This is a genomic window from Streptomyces lydicamycinicus (assembly GCF_000829715.2).
In the GTDB taxonomy this organism is placed as follows: domain Bacteria; phylum Actinomycetota; class Actinomycetes; order Streptomycetales; family Streptomycetaceae; genus Streptomyces; species Streptomyces lydicamycinicus.
In genome coordinates, this window is record NZ_BBNO01000001.1 from 579436 (window position 1) to 596473 (window position 17038).

General features: G+C 70.1%; 13 protein-coding genes. 9 read left to right on the forward strand and 4 right to left on the reverse strand.

The window, feature by feature from the left end; translation table 11 throughout:
* Nucleotides 1–16 precede the first annotated feature (16 nt).
* From TU31_RS02490 to TU31_RS02505, 4 genes are all read left to right on the forward strand, one after another.
* Nucleotides 17–196, forward strand: a complete 180-nt coding sequence (locus tag TU31_RS02490) for an SPOR domain-containing protein (protein WP_018089368.1) — start codon at nucleotides 17–19, stop codon at nucleotides 194–196.
* Nucleotides 197–247: 51 nt separating this feature from the next.
* The gene (locus TU31_RS02495; protein ID WP_181018515.1) at nucleotides 248–670 is read left to right on the forward strand and encodes a (deoxy)nucleoside triphosphate pyrophosphohydrolase; all 423 of its coding nucleotides are present in this window, start codon (nucleotides 248–250) and stop codon (nucleotides 668–670) included.
* A 258-nt stretch (nucleotides 671–928) separates the two neighbouring features.
* The gene (locus TU31_RS02500; RefSeq protein WP_042148151.1) at nucleotides 929–1390 is read left to right on the forward strand and encodes an ATP-binding protein; all 462 of its coding nucleotides are present in this window, start codon (nucleotides 929–931) and stop codon (nucleotides 1388–1390) included.
* Between the two features lie 172 nt (nucleotides 1391–1562).
* Nucleotides 1563–4235 (forward strand): SpoIIE family protein phosphatase, encoded by a 2673-nt coding sequence (locus TU31_RS02505; RefSeq protein WP_245698415.1) that lies wholly within the window; start codon nucleotides 1563–1565, stop codon nucleotides 4233–4235.
* Between the two features lie 63 nt (nucleotides 4236–4298).
* Here the strand turns inward: TU31_RS02505 and TU31_RS02510 are convergent, their stop codons facing one another.
* The 4 genes from TU31_RS02510 to TU31_RS02525 all read right to left on the reverse strand — a co-directional run bounded on the left by TU31_RS02510 (nucleotide 4299) and on the right by TU31_RS02525 (nucleotide 8321).
* The gene (locus TU31_RS02510) at nucleotides 4299–5096 is read right to left on the reverse strand and encodes a succinate dehydrogenase/fumarate reductase iron-sulfur subunit (RefSeq protein WP_042148154.1); all 798 of its coding nucleotides are present in this window, start codon (nucleotides 5094–5096) and stop codon (nucleotides 4299–4301) included.
* Nucleotides 5093–7045 carry a fumarate reductase/succinate dehydrogenase flavoprotein subunit gene (locus tag TU31_RS02515; RefSeq protein ID WP_042148156.1) on the reverse strand — a complete coding sequence of 651 codons (1953 nt, stop codon included), beginning with the start codon at nucleotides 7043–7045 and terminating at the stop codon, nucleotides 5093–5095. Before TU31_RS02515 ends, TU31_RS02510 begins: the two co-directional genes overlap by 4 nt.
* 34 nt (nucleotides 7046–7079) lie before the next feature.
* Nucleotides 7080–7907, reverse strand: a complete 828-nt coding sequence (gene sdhC, locus TU31_RS02520) for a succinate dehydrogenase subunit SdhC (protein ID WP_042148162.1) — start codon at nucleotides 7905–7907, stop codon at nucleotides 7080–7082.
* 114 nt (nucleotides 7908–8021) lie between these two features.
* Nucleotides 8022–8321, reverse strand: a complete 300-nt coding sequence (locus TU31_RS02525; RefSeq protein ID WP_042148165.1) for an Rv0250c family protein — start codon at nucleotides 8319–8321, stop codon at nucleotides 8022–8024.
* Nucleotides 8322–8727: 406 nt separating this feature from the next.
* Here TU31_RS02525 and TU31_RS02530 point away from each other — a divergent pair, with 406 nt between their 5' ends.
* The 5 genes from TU31_RS02530 to TU31_RS02550 all read left to right on the forward strand — a co-directional run bounded on the left by TU31_RS02530 (nucleotide 8728) and on the right by TU31_RS02550 (nucleotide 17038).
* On the forward strand, nucleotides 8728–11112 hold the full coding sequence (locus TU31_RS02530; protein ID WP_042148168.1) for an ABC transporter substrate-binding protein: 2385 nt from the start codon (nucleotides 8728–8730) through the stop codon (nucleotides 11110–11112).
* Between the two features lie 184 nt (nucleotides 11113–11296).
* Nucleotides 11297–13201 carry a translational GTPase TypA gene (gene typA, locus TU31_RS02535; RefSeq protein WP_042148171.1) on the forward strand — a complete coding sequence of 635 codons (1905 nt, stop codon included), beginning with the start codon at nucleotides 11297–11299 and terminating at the stop codon, nucleotides 13199–13201.
* 271 nt (nucleotides 13202–13472) lie between these two features.
* Nucleotides 13473–15092 (forward strand): peptide ABC transporter substrate-binding protein, encoded by a 1620-nt coding sequence (locus tag TU31_RS02540; RefSeq protein ID WP_042148174.1) that lies wholly within the window; start codon nucleotides 13473–13475, stop codon nucleotides 15090–15092.
* 40 nt (nucleotides 15093–15132) lie between these two features.
* The gene (locus tag TU31_RS02545) at nucleotides 15133–16056 is read left to right on the forward strand and encodes an ABC transporter permease (protein WP_042148177.1); all 924 of its coding nucleotides are present in this window, start codon (nucleotides 15133–15135) and stop codon (nucleotides 16054–16056) included.
* Entirely contained in the window at nucleotides 16049–17038 is a 990-nt protein-coding gene (locus TU31_RS02550; RefSeq protein WP_042148180.1) for an ABC transporter permease, read from the forward strand. Before TU31_RS02545 ends, TU31_RS02550 begins: the two co-directional genes overlap by 8 nt.

Genomic DNA, 17038 nt, shown 5'->3' on the forward strand with positions numbered 1-17038 from the left:
CGGACGGAGGGGCGCAATGACTGAGGGTGGAGCCGTGCTCCCCTGGCTCGTCATCCGCCAGGACGAAGGGGGCAACCGCTATCGCGTGGGCCGGTATGCCACCCGCGCGGAGGCGGAGCGGGTGGCCGACCGGCTGGAGACGCGCGGTCGCCAGCAGCTCTACGTGGTCGAGAAGGCCGACCGGGCGGCGACCTGAGGGGCGACGGGCGAGAAGCGGGACCAGAGCGGGGCACGTAGGCTGCCGCGCATGACGACCGTGCGCGTAGTGGTGGGCGGAGCGGTGTGCGAGCGCGGGCGGCTGCTGGCCGCACGGCGCAGCGCACCGCCCGCGCTGGCCGGCCGCTGGGAGCTGCCCGGCGGCAAGGTGGAGGACGACGAGACACCCGAGCGGGCGCTGGAGCGTGAGCTGCGCGAGGAGCTGGGTGTCGAGGCCGCGGCCCTGGAACGGATTCCGGGCGAGTGGATACTGCGCCCCGGCTATGTCCTTCAGGTGTGGACGGCCCGGCTGCTGTCCGGGGAGCCACGTCCGCTCCAGGACCATGACGAGCTGCGCTGGCTGCTGCCCGGCGAGGAGAACCAGGTCGACTGGCTGGACCAGGACCGCCCGGCGGTCGCCGAGGCGATGCGCCGACTGGCGGCCCCGGCCGGGGCGACGGGCGTACGGCGGTAACGAGCCGCAGCCGGCCCCGCCCGCTCCCTGTCTGCGCCCCCGCCCCTGCCCGCGTCCGGCCCCCTTTTTGCTTGCGCCCCGCCCACCCCTGCCCGCATCCACCCTCGCCTGCACCCGGAACACCAGCCCCCCACAGCAATATGTTTCATTTGTGCCACAGTGCACCGCTCTAGGCGATATGCAGGGCCGGATACCGGGTATGTCCAGATTGACCCCCTCGGTGCAGACAAGACGACGGGGATGCCATCGTGCTGGGATGTGATCGGCGTGAGCGACAGCGCAGCGGCAGGGGTCCCTGAGCCTGGCTCCGGCAGTGCTCGCAGGCGCGGCAAGGCCGCCGGTTCCGCCACCGCTGAATGGAGCTTTCCGGCCGACCCCGGAGCGGTGCGCACCGCCCGCACGGCCGTCCGGCGGGTCATGGACGACTGGGGCCTGAACGGCGCCGCCGACATGGCCGTACTACTCGTCAGCGAGCTCGTCACCAACTCCCTGCGCCATGCCAGCGGGCCGATCGGGGTCCGCATGGTGCTGATCAGCTCCGACGGGCTGCTCGTCGAGGTATCCGATCCGCTGCCCGACCCGCCGCTGGAGCGCGACGCCGCTCCCGATGACGAGGGAGGCCGAGGATTGCAGCTGGTCGCGTGCAGTTCGCGACGTTGGGGGACCCGGCGCGGAAAGAGCGGTAAGACAGTGTGGTTCGAGCTGTCGGTGGCTGGTTAGGAGACTGATGAAAGTCCTGATCGTTGCCATTCCATCGACATTTTGTCGCTGGGCTGCGATCGAGACTGTGCTGTGATCGTGAAGACCGTGTTCCGGATAGCCGGGGTATTGGATACTCGAGCTGGTCCGGTCCGGGCACGATGAGCTGGAGGGGACGGGGCTCGTGAGCAAGATGTCATCTGGCGGGGCAGAACCCGCGCAGGCCGAAGGTCAGGGCGGTGCGGACAGCCCCGGCGACCCAGGTGGCCGTCCGCCCCTGCGCGAACTGCAAGGTCCGCCCGTATGGCAGAGCAGCCGGCCCGGATCGATCTACGACTACATCCGGGTGGCCTCCTTCTCGCTCGGCCCCGACGGACGGATCGAGCAGTGGAGCGAGCGCGCGGAGCAGATGCTCGGCATCCCCGCCCGTTACGCGCTCGGCAAGGACCCCGTAGAGGCGTTCGTCCCCCGGGAGTTGCGGGAGACCGGGCACCGCAAGGTGTCCGAGATACTCGACGGCCGGGAGTGGACCGGCCTGGTGCCCTACCGCAGGGAAACGAACGGCGCGGCCGACGGCCTCGCCGAGATCTATGTGATGCCGTCCCGCAACGAGGACGGTGAACGCGCCGCGGTCTGTCTGGTCGTCGACGTCCGGGCGCTGCGCGGCATCGAAACCGACCTCGCCGCCTCGCAGGCCGTTTTCGGTCAATCTCCCATGGGCTTCACCCTGTTCGGTACGGACCTGAAGCTGCTGCGGGTCAACGAGCGGTTCGCCTCGGTCTTCGGCGGCCCGGCGAGCAAGTACCGCGGCTGCGGTCCGCACGACTTCCTGCCCCGGTCCGAGGCCGAGCGGATGACCGCCGCGCTGCGCCGCGTCCTGGACACCGGCGAGCCGGTCGCCGAGATGCAGCTGGTCGGCCTGGCCTCCGGCGACGAGGACCGCCGCCGCTGGTCGGTGTCGCTCTACCGGCTGCACGGTGCCAGCGGCCGCCCCATCGGTGTCGCGGCGCTCGCCGCCGATGTCACCGGCCGGCGCCGGGCCGAGCGCGAGGCCGCCAACGCCCGCCGTAACCTCGCCCTGCTCAACGAGGCCGGCGCCCGGATAGGCAACTCCCTCGACCTGGAGACCACCGCCCGCACCCTGCTGGACGTCGCCGTCCCGCAGTTCTGCGATCTGGCCTCGGTGGACCTCTATCAGGGCCTGCTGTCCGGTGACGAGGCCCCGCCCGGCACCAGCGACGGCAGCGCCGAGCTGCGCCGGGTCGCCTTCGCCAGCGCCGTCTCGGACGCCCCGCTCGCCACCGCCTCCGCTGTCCTCGGCGACGCACCCGGCCCGGTCGCGGTCGGCGCCGTCCACCGCTACCCCTTCAACTCCCCCTGCGCGGGCGCCCTGCGCACCGCCCAGGCACAGATCATCCCGGCCCGGGAGAGCGACGAAGGGCCGGAGCTGGGCGCGGTGGTGCACTCCACCCTCGCCGTGCCGATGGTCGCCAGGGACACCGTCGTCGGGCTGGTGCAGTTCTCCCGTACGAAGGGCAGCGAGCCGTTCGGGGAGCGCGACACCGCGCTCGCCGTCGAGCTGGCCGCGCGGGCCGCGGTCTGTATCGACAACGCCCGCCTCTACCGCCGGGAGCACGAACGCGCGCTGATATTGCAGCGCAGTCTGCTGCCGCCCGGCGACCCGGAGGCGGCCGGCCTGGACATCGCCTGCCGCTATCTGCCCGGCACCACCGCCACCGAGGTCGGCGGCGACTGGTTCGATGTCATCGAACTCCCCGGCCACCGCACGGCCCTGGTCGTCGGCGACGTCATGGGGCGCGGACTGCGCGCCGCCGTGGCCATGGGCGAACTGCGCACCGCCGTCCGCACGCTGGCGCTGCTGGACCTGGAACCGGCCGAGGTGCTCTCGGCGCTGGACGAGATCGCCCGCGGGCTCGGCGGCGACGGCAACGGCCGGTCCCAGTCCCGGTCCGCCCGCGGCCGGTCCGGAACCGCCGACGGCACGCCCGAGACGGGGCGCTCGGCCCGTACCGCCGACCTCTCCGAGGTCTACCTCGCCACCTGCGTCTACGCCGTCTACGACCCGGTCACCCGGCGCTGCACGATCGCCAACGCCGGGCATCTGCCCCCGGTCCTGGTCGAGGACGGGGAGGACGCGCTGCTGCTCGACGTCCCCCCGGGGATGCCGCTGGGCGTCGGCGGGGAGCCGTTCGAGGAGATCGAGGTCGAGCTGCCGGACGGTGCGCTGCTGGCGCTCTACACCGACGGTCTGGTGGAGTCCCGCCACCATCCGCTGGACGAGGGGCTGCGGGCGTTCCGTACGGCCCTCTCGGGCGCCGACCGCCCGCTGGAGGACGCCTGCGACCACGTCCTGAACGCCCTGGACACCTCGCACGGCGAGGACGACATCGCGCTGCTGATGGCGCGGGTACAGGGGCTGCCCAAGGACGCGGTGGGCGACTGGAATCTGGCGCCGGAGGCGCGTTCGGTGGCCCGCGCCCGCGAACTGGCCCGCGACCAGCTCACGGACTGGGGCCTTCAGGACCTGGTCGACACCACGGAGCTGCTGGTCAGCGAGCTGGTGACCAACGCACTGCGGCACGGCCACGGCGAGATCCGGCTGCGTCTGCTGCTGGACCGCTCGCTGGTCTGCGAGGTCTGGGACGCCGATCTCGCCCAGCCGCGCCGCCGCCGCGCCCGCGACACCGACGAGGGCGGCCGCGGACTCCAGCTGGTCGGACTGCTGAGCGAGGGCTGGGGCAGCCGCCGTACCCCGCGCGGCAAGACCGTATGGTTCGAACTCGCCCTGCCCGACGGGGAGTCGACGGCGGTGGATCCGGCGGAAGCCCTGCTGAGCCTGTTCTGAGACCCGGGCGGACGCGCCGCGGGGGCCGGGCGTGACACCGGCCCCCGCGCACCCGTCACCGGATCATTCGGTACGGCGCCGGATCTTGTTCCCGAGCCACACCAGCGGGTCGTACTTACGGTCCGCGGCGCGCTCCTTCAGCGGGATCAGCGCATTGTCGGTGATCTTGATGTGCTCGGGACAGACCTCGGTACAGCATTTGGTGATGTTGCAGTAGCCCAGACCGTGCTCGTCCTGCGCGGTCGCCTTGCGGTCGATCCCCGACTCCGGCGCCGCGTCCAGTGGATGCATATCGAGCTCGGCGATCCGCATCAGGAAGCGCGGGCCGGCGAACGCCGCCTTGTTCTCCTCGTGGTCACGCACCACATGGCAGGTGTCCTGGCACAGGAAGCACTCGATGCACTTACGGAACTCCTGCGAGCGGCCGACGTCCTCCTGCTGCATGCGGTACTCACCGGGCGCCAGCTCCGGAGGCGGCACGAACGACGGGATCTCACGGGCCTTGGTGTAGTTGAAGGACACATCGGTGACCAGGTCACGGACGACCGGGAAGGCCCGCAGCGGGGTGATCGTGAGGGTCTCCGTACGCTCGAAGACCGACATCCGGGTCATACACATCAGCCGCGGCCGCCCGTTGATCTCCGCGCTGCACGAACCGCACTTGCCCGCCTTGCAGTTCCAGCGCACCGCGAGATCGGGCGCCTGGGTCGCCTGGAGCCGGTGCACGATGTCCAGCACCACCTCGCCCTCGTGCACCTCGACGGTGAAATCCACCAGCTCCCCGGCGTCCGCGTCGCCCCGCCACACCCGGAAGTGCGCCTGGTAGGTCCCGGACTGCTGCTCTGTCTGCGCCTGGCTCACCGGCTCAGCTCCTCGTCGGTCAGATACTTCGCCAGCTCGTCCTTCTCGAACAGTTCCAGCAGATCGCGGCGGATCGGCGGATTCTCCCGGCGGGACAGCCGGATCTGGCCCAGCGCCGGGTCAGCGGCCCGGGAATCGCCCTGCGGATCGGCGAGTTCGCAGACCAGGTTGATCTGGCGCCAGTGCCGGTCCATCGCCGGATGGTCGTCACGGGTGTGCCCGCCCCGGCTCTCCTCGCGCTCCAGCGCCGCCCGCGCCACACACTCGCTGACCAGCAGCATGTTCCGCAGATCGAGCGACAGATGCCAGCCCGGGTTGTACTGCCGGTGCCCCTCGACACCGGCCCGCCGGGCCCGTACCCGCAGATCGGCCAGCCGCTTGAGCGCCTCGAACATCTCGCTCTCCTTGCGGATGATGCCGACCAGGTCGTTCATCGCCTGCTGGAGCTCCTGGTGCAGGGTGTACGGGTTCTCCGCCGGGACCCGGCCGGCGTCCGCTGCATCCCCGGTGGCCTCGGTGTCCTCGGCGCTGAACGGGCGCAGCGCCTCCGCCTCCGCCGTGTCGATCTGGAGCGGATCGGGCACCGGCCGGTCGGCCAGCGACGCCGCGTACTCGGCCGCGTGCAGCCCGGCCCGGCGGCCGAAGACCAGCAGGTCGGACAGCGAGTTGCCGCCCAGCCGGTTGGAGCCGTGCATCCCGCCGGCCACCTCACCGGCCGCGAACAGCCCCGGCACCCCGGTCGCCGCCGCGGTGTCCGGATCGACGTCCACACCGCCCATCACGTAGTGACAGGTCGGGCCGACCTCCATCGGTTCGGCGGTGATGTCCACATCCGCCAGTTCCTTGAACTGGTGGTGCATCGAGGGCAGCCGGCGTTTGATCACCTCGGCCGGCATCCGGGTGGAGACATCCAGATAGACGCCGCCGTGCGGGGAGCCGCGGCCCGCCTTGACCTCGGCGTTGATGGCCCGCGCCACCTCGTCGCGGGGCAGCAGCTCGGGCGGGCGGCGGTTGTGCTCCGGGTCCTCGTACCAGCGGTCGCCCTCGTCCTCGGTCTCCGCGTACTTCTCCTTGAAGACGTCCGGGATGTAGTCGAACATGAAGCGTTTGCCGTCGCTGTTGCGCAGCACCCCGCCGTCGCCGCGGACGGATTCGGTGACGAGGATGCCCTTCACTGACGGCGGCCAGACCATGCCGGTGGGGTGGAACTGCACGAACTCCATATTGATCAGCGGCGCCCCGGCCAGCAGCGCCAGCGCATGGCCGTCGCCGGTGTACTCCCAGGAGTTCGAGGTCACCTTGAAGGACTTGCCGATACCGCCGGTGGCCAGCACCACCGCGGGCGCCTCCAGCACGAAGAAGCGGCCGGACTCCCGCTCGTAGCAGAAGGCGCCGGACACCCGGCCGTCTGTCTTGAGGACGCGGGTGACCGTGCACTCCTGGAAGACCTTCAACCGGGCGTCGTACGCGCCGAATTCCTTCTCGTCCTCCTGCTGGAGCGAGACGATCTTCTGCTGGAGGGTGCGGATCAGCTCCAGGCCCGTACGGTCGCCGACATGCGCCAGGCGCGGGTACTCGTGGCCGCCGAAGTTGCGCTGGGAGATCCGGCCGTCGGCGGTCCGGTCGAAGAGCGCGCCCCAGGTCTCCAGCTCCCACACCCGGTCGGGCGCCTCCCGGGCGTGCAGCTCGGCCATCCGCCACTGGTTGAGGAACTTGCCGCCGCGCATGGTGTCCCGGAAGTGGACCTGCCAGTTGTCATGCTCGTTGGCGTTGCCCATGCTGGCCGCGATCCCGCCCTCGGCCATCACCGTATGGGCCTTGCCGAACAGGGACTTGCAGATCACGGCCGTCCGCATACCGGCTTCGCGGGCCTCGATCGCGGCCCGCAGTCCGGCGCCGCCGGCGCCCACCACGACCACGTCCCATGCCTGCCGGTCCACATGCGCCATCAGGGGGCACACCTTTCCTTAGGAGATGTTGTCGTCAGAAGAAGCGCGGGTCCGCGAACGCCCCGCTGGCCAGCAGGAAGACATAGAAGTCCGCGGCGGCCACGCTGATCAGTGAGGACCAGGCGAGCAGCATGTGCCGCTCGTTGAGCTTGCCGACCCAGCCCCACATCCGGTAGCGGACCGGGTGCTTGGAGAAGTGCCGCAGCCGGCCGCCGATGATGTGCCGGCAGGAGTGGCAGGAGAGGGTGTACGTCCAGATCAGCACGATGTTGACGAGGAAGATGAGGGTGCCCAGGCCCATGTGGCCCCAGGCGTAGTGCTCGTCACGGAAGGTCAGCGCGGTGTCGTAGGTCAGCACACCGGCCACCAGCACCGCGAAGTAGAAGAAGTAGCGGTGGATGTTCTGGAGGATCAGCGGGAAGCGGGTCTCACCGGTGTACTTCTTGTGCGGTTCGGCGACCGCGCAGGCCGGCGGCGAGGCCCAGAAGCCGCGGTAGTAGGCCTTGCGGTAGTAGTAGCAGGTCAGCCGGAAGCCCAGCGGGAAGATCAGGATCAGCAGGGCGGGGGACAGGCCCCACCAGCTGCCGAAGATTTCCCAGTTGGGACCGCCGCGCATGGTGTGGCAGTTCTCCGCCAGACAGGGCGAGTAGAACGGCGAGACATAGGGCGCGGCGTAGTAGTCGGCGTTCGCGAAGGCCCGCCAGGTCGAGTAGACGATGAACGCGAGCAGCCCGGCGGCGGTGCACGCCGGCGCCAGCCACCAGCGGTCGGTGCGCAGATGACGGGCGGGGATGGCGGCGCGCGAGGCGGCGTGCACGCCGGTTGCGCCCGCTTGCGATGAGGGTTCGGTGCCAGTGGCCAACGTCGGTCTCCGTGAAAGGCGCTCCGGCCGGAATGCTTCCACCGGGGCGGCAACGGGGTAGGGGCTGAGTGGGGCGAAGTCACCCCCTAGGGGGCCTCCACCAGGGGATTTCCCCTAGGGCGCGTGACCGTTCCTGGAGCCGAGGCCCTCGTCCTGGGCGTCGGTCCACAGTGCGGAGTTGTAGGGGGCGTCGGAGATCGGCACCATCTCGACCTCGGGCGTGCGCCGGTGGGCGGGGGGAGCGGCCGCCACGCTCTGCTTCAGCAGGGTGAGACTCTCGCGCAGATGGTCGGTGTCCGTACGGACCCGGCGGATGTCCAGGCCGGCGCCGAGCTGCGTCTCCAGTTTTCCCACCGACCGGATCAGGTCGTCCAAGCTGCGCTCAACCGCCGTCATTGCGTCCTGTAGGGACATATAACGTGCCCTCACTTTGAAGGTGTGGTGGGCGATCTCATGCGCCCGAGAGTGTCGCGCGTCACAGTAGGCGTTGGGAAGGGGTCCAGCGCGATTACGACTCGAACCGGTGCGTTCCGGCAACCATGCGCCCCGGCGTAGGTCGAACGCCGATACGGGAGCGGGCGGCGGCGGACGGCGGCCCGCACCCCCGCGAACCCCGCCGTGACCCGCCCCGCGGGCCCTGTGTTGGGCCGGGCGGGTGGCCTTGGTGCGGTGGCCGCCGTGTCGGACTGCCGGTCCGGGCGCGGTCGCTTTCAGTAGGGGGGCCATAGATGTGATGAGCCGCAAAATCGGCCGAACGTGGTGCGCCGGTCAGCCCCAGGCGGTGCTCGGCGCGGCGCGGGCGAGCCCGGAGGTAACCGTCATGACCGACCACGATCACCTTGCAGGCCGCCGCGCGGTGTGCCGCAGACGCCGCTGTGCCGCGCTCATCGCGGCGGGGGTGCTGCTCCCGCTGCCGGCCCTGACCGGATGCAGCGAAGACGACCGGGAGGCGTCCGTCGCGGCGTCCCAGGACATCGCCCCGGCGCCCCGCGGCGAGCTGAAGAGCGGCGGCACCCTGCGCTGGGCCGTCGACGCGATGCCCGGCACCCTCAACGCCTTCCAGGCCGACGCCGACGCGACCACCGCGCGGATCGCCGGTGCGGTGCTGCCCAGCATGTTCACCATCGACGCGAGTGGCAGACCGCAGCGCAACGCCGATTTCCTCGACGCCGCGGACGTCAGCAGCCGGGACCCCAAGCAGGTCGTCACCTACAAGATCAATCCCAAGGCGCGCTGGAGCGACGGTACGGCGATCACCGCCGCCGACTTCGTCGCCCAGTGGACCGCGCTGCGCGGCAAGAGCAATGCCTACTGGACCGCCCGTAACGCCGGCTACGACCGGATCGGCAAGGTCGCACAGGGCGCGAACGCCCATGAGGTCAAGGTCACCTTCGCCCGCCGCTACGCCGACTGGCGGTCCCTGTTCACGCCGCTCTACCCCAAGAGCGTGATGGGCAGCGCCAACGCCTTCAACGACGGCGCGCGGGAGCAGCTCGAGGTCGGCGCCGGCCCGTTCCTCGTCCAGAAGCGGGACGCCAAGGAGGGGCGCGTCATCCTCGTCCGCAACCCGAGGTGGTGGGGCGACCCCGCCAAGCTCAAGCGGATCGTGTTGCAGTCCCTGCCCGGCGACAAGCGGGCCGCGGCGCTGGCCGAGGGGAGCGTCGATGTCGCCGCGGTCGACCAGATCGCCGCGAAACGGGTCGCCTCCGCCCGCCGTCCGGCCGCCTCCGGCTCGCCCGCCGACGGCCACGCGGGCCCGCAGGGCGACGGCGCCCGGGCCGGTGCCCGTACCTACGCCAGGGCCGCCGCGGCGGAGACCACCGCCCTGCGCGGCTACACCATCCGCAAGGCGCTGGAGCCCGCCTACACCCAGCTCGCCCTCAACGGCAGCAGCGGGCCGCTGGCCGACGACCGGGTGCGCCGGGCGGTGGCCCGGGCCCTGGACCGGCAGGCGCTCGCCGACACCGTCCTCAAGCCGCTCGACCTGCCGTCCAAGCCGCTCGGCAGCCATCTGCTGATGGCCGGGCAGTACGGCTACGCGGACCACAGCGCCGCGCTCGGCGACCAGGACTCCGGGGCGGCCAAGGCGCTGCTCGCGGACGCCGGCTGGAAGAGCGACGGCGCCGACCACCAGCAGGCCGGCGAGAAGCCGGGGGCACCGGCGCCCGACGGATACCCGGACGAGGACGGCGAGGGGCGGCCGGACGACCGGTACGCCGAGGACGGGTACCGGGACGACTCCGCGGAGGACGGGCCGGACGGCTCCGACGACCGCAACCCGGCCCGGGCCGGCCGCGGCCACGCCGGGGCACCCGGCCGGGGCGACCGGCCCGCCGCCGCCGAGGCCCCGCTGTCCTTCACCGGCGCGGTCGGCTCGGAGGTCCAGCAGTCCGCGCTGCTGCGGCAGAGCGCCTCGTTCTACAAGCAGGCGGCCGCCAGTGAGAAGGCCGACGCGGACGGTGACACCGAGTCCGCGGCGTACGCCAAGTACAAGCGGTACAAGAAGCGGGCGGCGGAGGCGCTCGGCGCCGCCGAGCAGGTCGAGATCGGACAGACCGGGCAGCTGCCGGGGTCCGGCGGGCATCCGGGTGCCCGGCACGCCGCCGTCGAGCGTGCCGCCGACGCGGCGGCCGCACCCCAGCCCGCCGACGGCAAGACGTCCCGGATCGCCGCCGTCAAGAAGAACGGCAAGCCGCTCACCCTGCGCTTCGTGCTCCCCGACGGCGCCGGCTCCGAGCAGCTGCGCACCGTCGGACGGCGGATCGCCTCGATGCTCGGCAAGATCGGCGTCCAGACGTCCCTCCAGCGGGTCTCCGACGCCAGCTACTTCCAGGACCACATCGCCTCCGGTGACTACGACCTGGCGCTGTACTCCTGGCCCGGCACCGCCTACCCGGCGACCGACGCCCGCCCGATCTACGCCAAGCCGCAGCCAGCGCCCGACGGCTCGCTGACCGTCGAGCAGAACTACACCCGGGTCGGCACCGACCACATCGACCAGCTCTTCGACCAGGCCGCCTCCGAGCTGGACGAGGGTGCCTCGCACACGCTGGTGGCGCAGGCCGACGCCCGGATCTGGGCGGCCGCCGGTTCGATTCCGCTCTACCAGCGGCCCGAGCTGGTGGCGACGAAGAAGTCGCTCGCCAACGTCGGCGCCTTCGGCTTCGCCACGCCCCGCTTCCAGGACATCGGCTACCGGAAGTAGGGGTGGAGTCCGGGCGAATAAATGGTAAGAATCCGCAGGTCATAGCGCATATGTACGGGCCGCGGCGGCCATTGCTGCCGCGGCCCCGTACGATGGGGTGAGGCCGTGGCTTCGTTATGCCCGGCGGGCGCGCGTACCGAATGGACGCGTCGCCACCCACGATTCCGGGAGAAGCGCCGCCAGTATGCCCACCCGCCACGACATTCGTAACGTCGCCATCGTCGCCCACGTCGACCACGGGAAGACGACCCTCGTCGACGCCATGCTCAAGCAGGCCGGTTCGTTCGCCGAACACGCCGCCGAGAAGCTCGACGACCGGATGATGGACTCCAACGACCTGGAGCGTGAGAAGGGCATCACGATCCTCGCCAAGAACACGGCGGTGAAGTATCACCCCAAGGACGGCGGGGACCCGATCACGATCAACATCATCGACACCCCCGGCCACGCCGACTTCGGTGGCGAGGTCGAGCGCGGTCTGTCGATGGTCGACGCGGTCGTCCTGCTGGTCGACGCCTCCGAGGGTCCGCTGCCGCAGACCCGCTTCGTGCTCCGCAAGGCCCTCGCGGCCCGCATGCCGGTCATCCTGTGCATCAACAAGACCGACCGCCCCGACTCCCGGATCGACGAGGTCGTCAACGAGACCTACGACCTGTTCCTGGACCTGGACGCGGATGAGGACCAGATCGAGTTCCCGATCGTCTACGCCTGCGCCCGTGACGGCGTCGCCTCGCTGACCAAGCCGGAGGACGGCACCGTCCCGGCCGACAGCACCAACCTGGAGCCGTTCTTCACCACGCTCCTGGACTCCGTCCCGGCCCCGCAGTACGACGCGGACGCCCCGCTCCAGGCGCATGTCACCAACCTGGACGCGGACAACTTCCTCGGCCGTATCGCGCTGCTCCGCGTCGAGCAGGGCGAGCTGGCCAAGGGCCAGAGCGTCGCGTGGATCAAGCGGGACGGCTCCATCGCCAACGTTCGCATCACCGAGCTGATGATGACCGAGGCGCTCACCCGCAAGCCCGCCGAGAAGGCCGGCCCGGGCGACATCTGCGCGGTCGCCGGTATCCCCGACATCATGATCGGCGAGACGCTGGCGGACCCGGAGAACCCGGTCGCGCTGCCGCTGATCACGGTCGACGAGCCGGCGATCTCCATGACCATCGGTACCAACACCTCGCCGCTGGTCGGCCGGGGCGGCACCGGCAAGGGCGCGGACGCCAAGGCCGCCGTCAAGGACCGCAAGGTCACCGCCCGCCAGGTCAAGGACCGCCTGGAGCGCGAGCTGATCGGTAACGTCTCGCTGCGCGTCCTGGAGACCGAGCGCCCCGACGCCTGGGAGGTGCAGGGCCGCGGTGAGCTGGCGCTGGCCATCCTGGTGGAGCAGATGCGCCGTGAGGGCTTCGAGATGACCATCGGCAAGCCGCAGGTGGTCACCAAGGAGGTCGACGGCAAGACCTACGAGCCCGTCGAGCGCATGACCATCGACGTGCCCGAGGAGCACATGGGCGCCGTCACGCAGCTGATGGGTGTCCGCAAGGGCCGGATGGACAACATGTCCAACCATGGCTCCGGCTGGGTGCGGATGGAGTTCGTCGTCCCGTCCCGCGGTCTGATCGGCTTCCGTACGGAGTTCCTGACCAACACCCGCGGCACCGGTATCGCGCACTCGATCCACGAGGGCCACGAGCCGTGGTTCGGCACCCTCACCACCCGTAACAACGGCTCCCTGGTCGCCGACCGCTCCGGTGCCGTCACCGCCTTCGCGATGACGAACCTCCAGGAGCGCGGTGTGCTGTTCACCGAGCCCGGCACCGAGGTGTACGAGGGCATGATCGTCGGCGAGAACTCCCGCGCCGACGACATGGACGTGAACATCACCAAGGAGAAGAAGCTCACCAACATGCGCTCCTCCTCGGCCGACTCGTTCGAGGCGATCGTGCCGCCGCGCAAGCTGTCGCTGGAGCAGTCCCTGGAGTTCTGCCGCGACGACGAGTGCGTCGAGGTGACCCCGGAGGCCGTGCGCATCCGCAAGGTCGTCCTGGACCAGAAGGAGCGCGGCCGCACCGCGTCCCGCGCCAAGCGGTAACGGCTGCCGCCGTTAGCCAGGCACGCTCTGAAGGGGCGCCCCTCCGTGTGAGGGGCGCCCCTTCACCGTTGGGCCGGCCGGGTTGTCAGCGGGGTTCATCCCAAGAGCGATCTCCGGGGGCTCCCCGGGGGCGCCCCCTCTCCCTGCCCGATCGGGCATCCGAGGGGTTTCTCCGGGTTCCGGAGCAGTGGCGCACGCCGCCGAAGTGCGGTACGTCCTGCTTTGCGATCTTATGTGGCCCTAGGCATGATCCCGGAGCTGAGGAGGCGTCATGCGGAGAGCCACGTGCGCGAAGTGGGGCGCATCCGCCGTTGCCGTCGCCCTCGTGGCCACGGCGTGCGGGGGCGGGAGCGGTGCGAGCCGTTCCGGTGTGGTCAGCGCCTCCTGGGGGGATCCGCAGAATCCGCTGGAGCCGGCGAACACCAATGAGGTCCAGGGCGGCAAGGTCCTGGAAATGCTGTTCCGCGGGCTCAAGCGCTACAACCCGAAGACGGGCGCCGCGGAGAATGTGATCGCGGACCGGATCGAGACGAAGGATTCGCAGAATTTCACGGTGACGCTGAAGGACGGCTGGACCTTCAGCAACGGGGAAAAGGTCACCGCCAAGTCCTTCGTGGACGCCTGGAATTATGGCGCGCTGCTGAGCAACAAGCAGAAGAACGCACCGTTCTTCCAGTACATCGACGGCTTCGCCCAGGTACATCCGGACAAGGGGACCCCGCAGGCCAAGACCCTGTCGGGGCTGGCGGTCAAGGACGACCGGACCTTCACCGTCAAGCTCAACCAGAAGTTCTCCAGCTGGCCGGACACGCTGGGCTATTCGGCCTTCATGCCGCTGCCGCAGTCGTTCTTCCGGGACCACGACGCCTGGATCGACAAGCCGGTGGGGAACGGGCCGTACACCGTGGACTCCTACGAAAAGGGGTCGGTGCTGCGGATGCGGAAGTGGGACAAGTATCCGGGGGATGATCCGGCGCGTAACGGCGGTATCGATCTGCGGGTCTATACGGACAACAACACGGCGTATACCGATCTCCAGGCGGGAAACCTCGATCTGGTCGACGATGTGCCCGCCGCACAGCTGAAGAATGTGCGGGCGGATCTGGGCGGCCGTTACATCAATCAGCCGGCCGGGATCATCCAGACCCTCGCCTTTCCCATGTACGACAAACGGTGGGCGCGGCCGGGCGCGGAGAAGGTGCGCCGTGGCCTGTCGATGGCGATCGACCGGAACCAGATCACCCGGGAGATCTTCCAGAAGACCCGGACGCCCGCCACGGACTGGACCTCACCGGTGCTCGGGCCGGAGGGCGGGTACAAACCCGGGCTGTGCGGCGAAGCCTGTGAGTTCAACGCGGCCAAGGCGAAACAGCTGATCAAGGAGGGCGGCGGACTCCCCGGCGGCAGAATCACCCTCGCGTACAACGCCGATACGGGCTCCCACAAGGACTGGATCGACGCCCTCTGCAACAGCATCAACAAGTCGCTGGGAGAGGACCAGTCATGTGTCGGGGCGCCCGTCGGCACGTTCGCCGACTTCCGCAACAAGCTCACCGCCAGGCGGATGAGCGGGCCCTTCCGGGCCGGCTGGCAGATGGACTATCCACTGATCCAGAACTTCCTCCAGCCGCTGTACTACACCGACGCCTCCGCCAACGACGGCAAGTTCAGCAATGCCGACTTCGACAAACTGGTGAACCAGGCGAACGCGGAAACGGACCAGAAGAAGGCCGTCGCGACATTCCAGGACGCGGAGAAGATCCTCGCCACCCAGATGCCGGCCATTCCGCTCTGGTACCAGAACGGCAGCGGCGGCTATTCGGACCGGATCAGCAATGTCGCACTGAATCCGTTCAGCGTGCCGGTCTACAACGAGATCAAGGTCAACTGACCGTGCCCACGGGCCGTGCGGCGAGGGAGGCCGGTGCTTCATGGGCCGCTATGTGATCCGCCGGCTGCTCCAGATGATCCCGGTGTTCATCGGCAGCACCTTCCTCATCTTCTTCATGGTGTACGCCCTGGGCGACCCCGTGGCCGCGATGTTCGGCGACCGGGCGCCCGACCCCGCCACCGCCGCCCGGATCCGCCGCGAGCTCTACCTCGATGAACCGCTGTGGAAGCAGTACCTGCACTACATGGGGCAGATCTTCCAGGGGAATTTCGGCACCGCCTTCAACGGCCAGTCGGTCACCGAGCTGATGGCCTCCGCCTTTCCCGTCACGCTGCGGCTGGCCCTGGTCGCCGTCGTCATCGAGATGCTGGTGGGCATCGTGCTGGGGGTGTTCAGCGGGCTGCGGCGCGGCCGGGACATCGACACCACGGTGCTGGTCCTCACCCTCGTCGTGGTGTCCATCCCGACCTTCGTCAGCGGCTATCTGCTCCAGTTCCTGTTCGGGGTGCAGTGGGCCTGGGCCGCGCCGTCCGTCGCCCCCGAGGCGCCGCTGAACGAACTCCTGCTGCCGGGGCTGGTGCTGGCGCTGGTCTCGCTCGCCTACGTGACCCGGCTGACCCGGACCTCGATCGCGGAGAACGCCCGCGCCGACTACGTCCGCACCGCCCTCGCCAAGGGCCTGCCCCGGCACCGCGTCATCACCCGCCATCTGCTGCGCAATTCGCTGATCCCGGTCGTCACCTTCATCGGCACGGACATCGGCGCCCTCATGGGCGGCGCGATCGTCACCGAGCGCATCTTCAACATCCACGGCGTCGGATACCAGCTCTACCAGGGCATCCTGCGGCAGAACTCGCCGACCGTCGTGGGCTTCGTGACGATCCTGGTGCTGGTCTTCCTGCTCGCGAACCTCCTCGTCGACCTGCTGTACGCCGTCCTCGACCCGAGGATCCGCTATGCCTGAGTCCTACGTCCCCAAGGAAGCCATCGGCCATGGCGACGGCGGGTCCGCCGCACTGGCCATCGGCGAGGCGGAGTCGCTGGAACGGCGGCCCGGTGCGGCCCCGCCCGGCGCCGGACCACCCGGGGCCCCCGTCGGCAAACCGCGCAGTCTGTGGAGCGACGCCTGGCACGACCTGTACCGCAACCCGGTCTTCGTGCTCTCCGCGCTGGTCATCGTCTTCCTGGTGATCATCGCGATCTGGCCGCAGCTGATCGCCACCGGCAACCCCTACCGCGCCGACCTCGCCAAGGCACAGCAGGGCTCCCAGCCCGGCCACCCCTTCGGCTTCGACACCCAGGGCCGGGACGTCTACACCCGGGTCGTCTACGGCGCCCGCGCCTCCATCACCGTCGGCGTCTGCGCCACCACCGGTGCGGCGCTGCTCGGCAGCCTGCTGGGCGGACTGGCCGGGTTCTTCGGCGGCTGGGGCGACACCCTGCTCTCCCGGCTCGCCGACATCTTCTTCGGCATCCCGGTGATCCTCGGCGGTCTGGTCTTCCTCTCCATGGTCACCAGCACCACGGTCTGGCCGGTGGTCGGCTTCATCGTGCTGCTGGGCTGGCCGCAGATCTCCCGTATCGCCCGCGGCTCCGTCGTCACCGCCAAACAGAACGACTACGTCCAGGCCGCGCGGGCGCTGGGCGCCGGCAACCGACGGCTGCTGCTGCGGCATATCGCGCCGAACGCCGTCGCGCCGGTCATCGTCGTCGCCACCATCGCCCTCGGCACCTTCATCGCGCTGGAGGCGACGCTCTCGTACCTCGGCGCGGGCCTGAAACCGCCCACCGTCTCCTGGGGCATCGATATCTCCACGGCCTCCCCCTACATCCGCAGCGCGCCGCACATGCTGCTGTGGCCCGCGGGCGCGCTGAGCATCACGGTGCTGGCGTTCATCCTGCTCGGCGACGCGGTACGCGACGCCCTCGACCCCAAGTTGCGCTGA

Bases quoted from the DNA above. Each gene is read 5' to 3' on its own strand.
- TU31_RS02540 (WP_042148174.1), top strand. From the start codon at position 13,473: ATGCGGAGAGCCACGTGCGCGAAGTGGGGCGCATCCGCCGTTGCCGTC.
- TU31_RS02545 (WP_042148177.1), top strand. From the start codon at position 15,133: ATGGGCCGCTATGTGATCCGCCGGCTGCTCCAGATGATCCCGGTGTTC.
- TU31_RS02490 (WP_018089368.1), top strand. From the start codon at position 17: ATGACTGAGGGTGGAGCCGTGCTCCCCTGGCTCGTCATCCGCCAGGAC.
- typA (WP_042148171.1), top strand. From the start codon at position 11,297: ATGCCCACCCGCCACGACATTCGTAACGTCGCCATCGTCGCCCACGTC.
- TU31_RS02530 (WP_042148168.1), top strand. From the start codon at position 8,728: ATGACCGACCACGATCACCTTGCAGGCCGCCGCGCGGTGTGCCGCAGA.
- TU31_RS02505 (WP_245698415.1), top strand. From the start codon at position 1,563: ATGTCATCTGGCGGGGCAGAACCCGCGCAGGCCGAAGGTCAGGGCGGT.
- TU31_RS02495 (WP_181018515.1), top strand. From the start codon at position 248: ATGACGACCGTGCGCGTAGTGGTGGGCGGAGCGGTGTGCGAGCGCGGG.
- TU31_RS02515 (WP_042148156.1), bottom strand. From the start codon at position 7,045: ATGGCGCATGTGGACCGGCAGGCATGGGACGTGGTCGTGGTGGGCGCC.
- TU31_RS02525 (WP_042148165.1), bottom strand. From the start codon at position 8,321: ATGTCCCTACAGGACGCAATGACGGCGGTTGAGCGCAGCTTGGACGAC.
- TU31_RS02550 (WP_042148180.1), top strand. From the start codon at position 16,049: ATGCCTGAGTCCTACGTCCCCAAGGAAGCCATCGGCCATGGCGACGGC.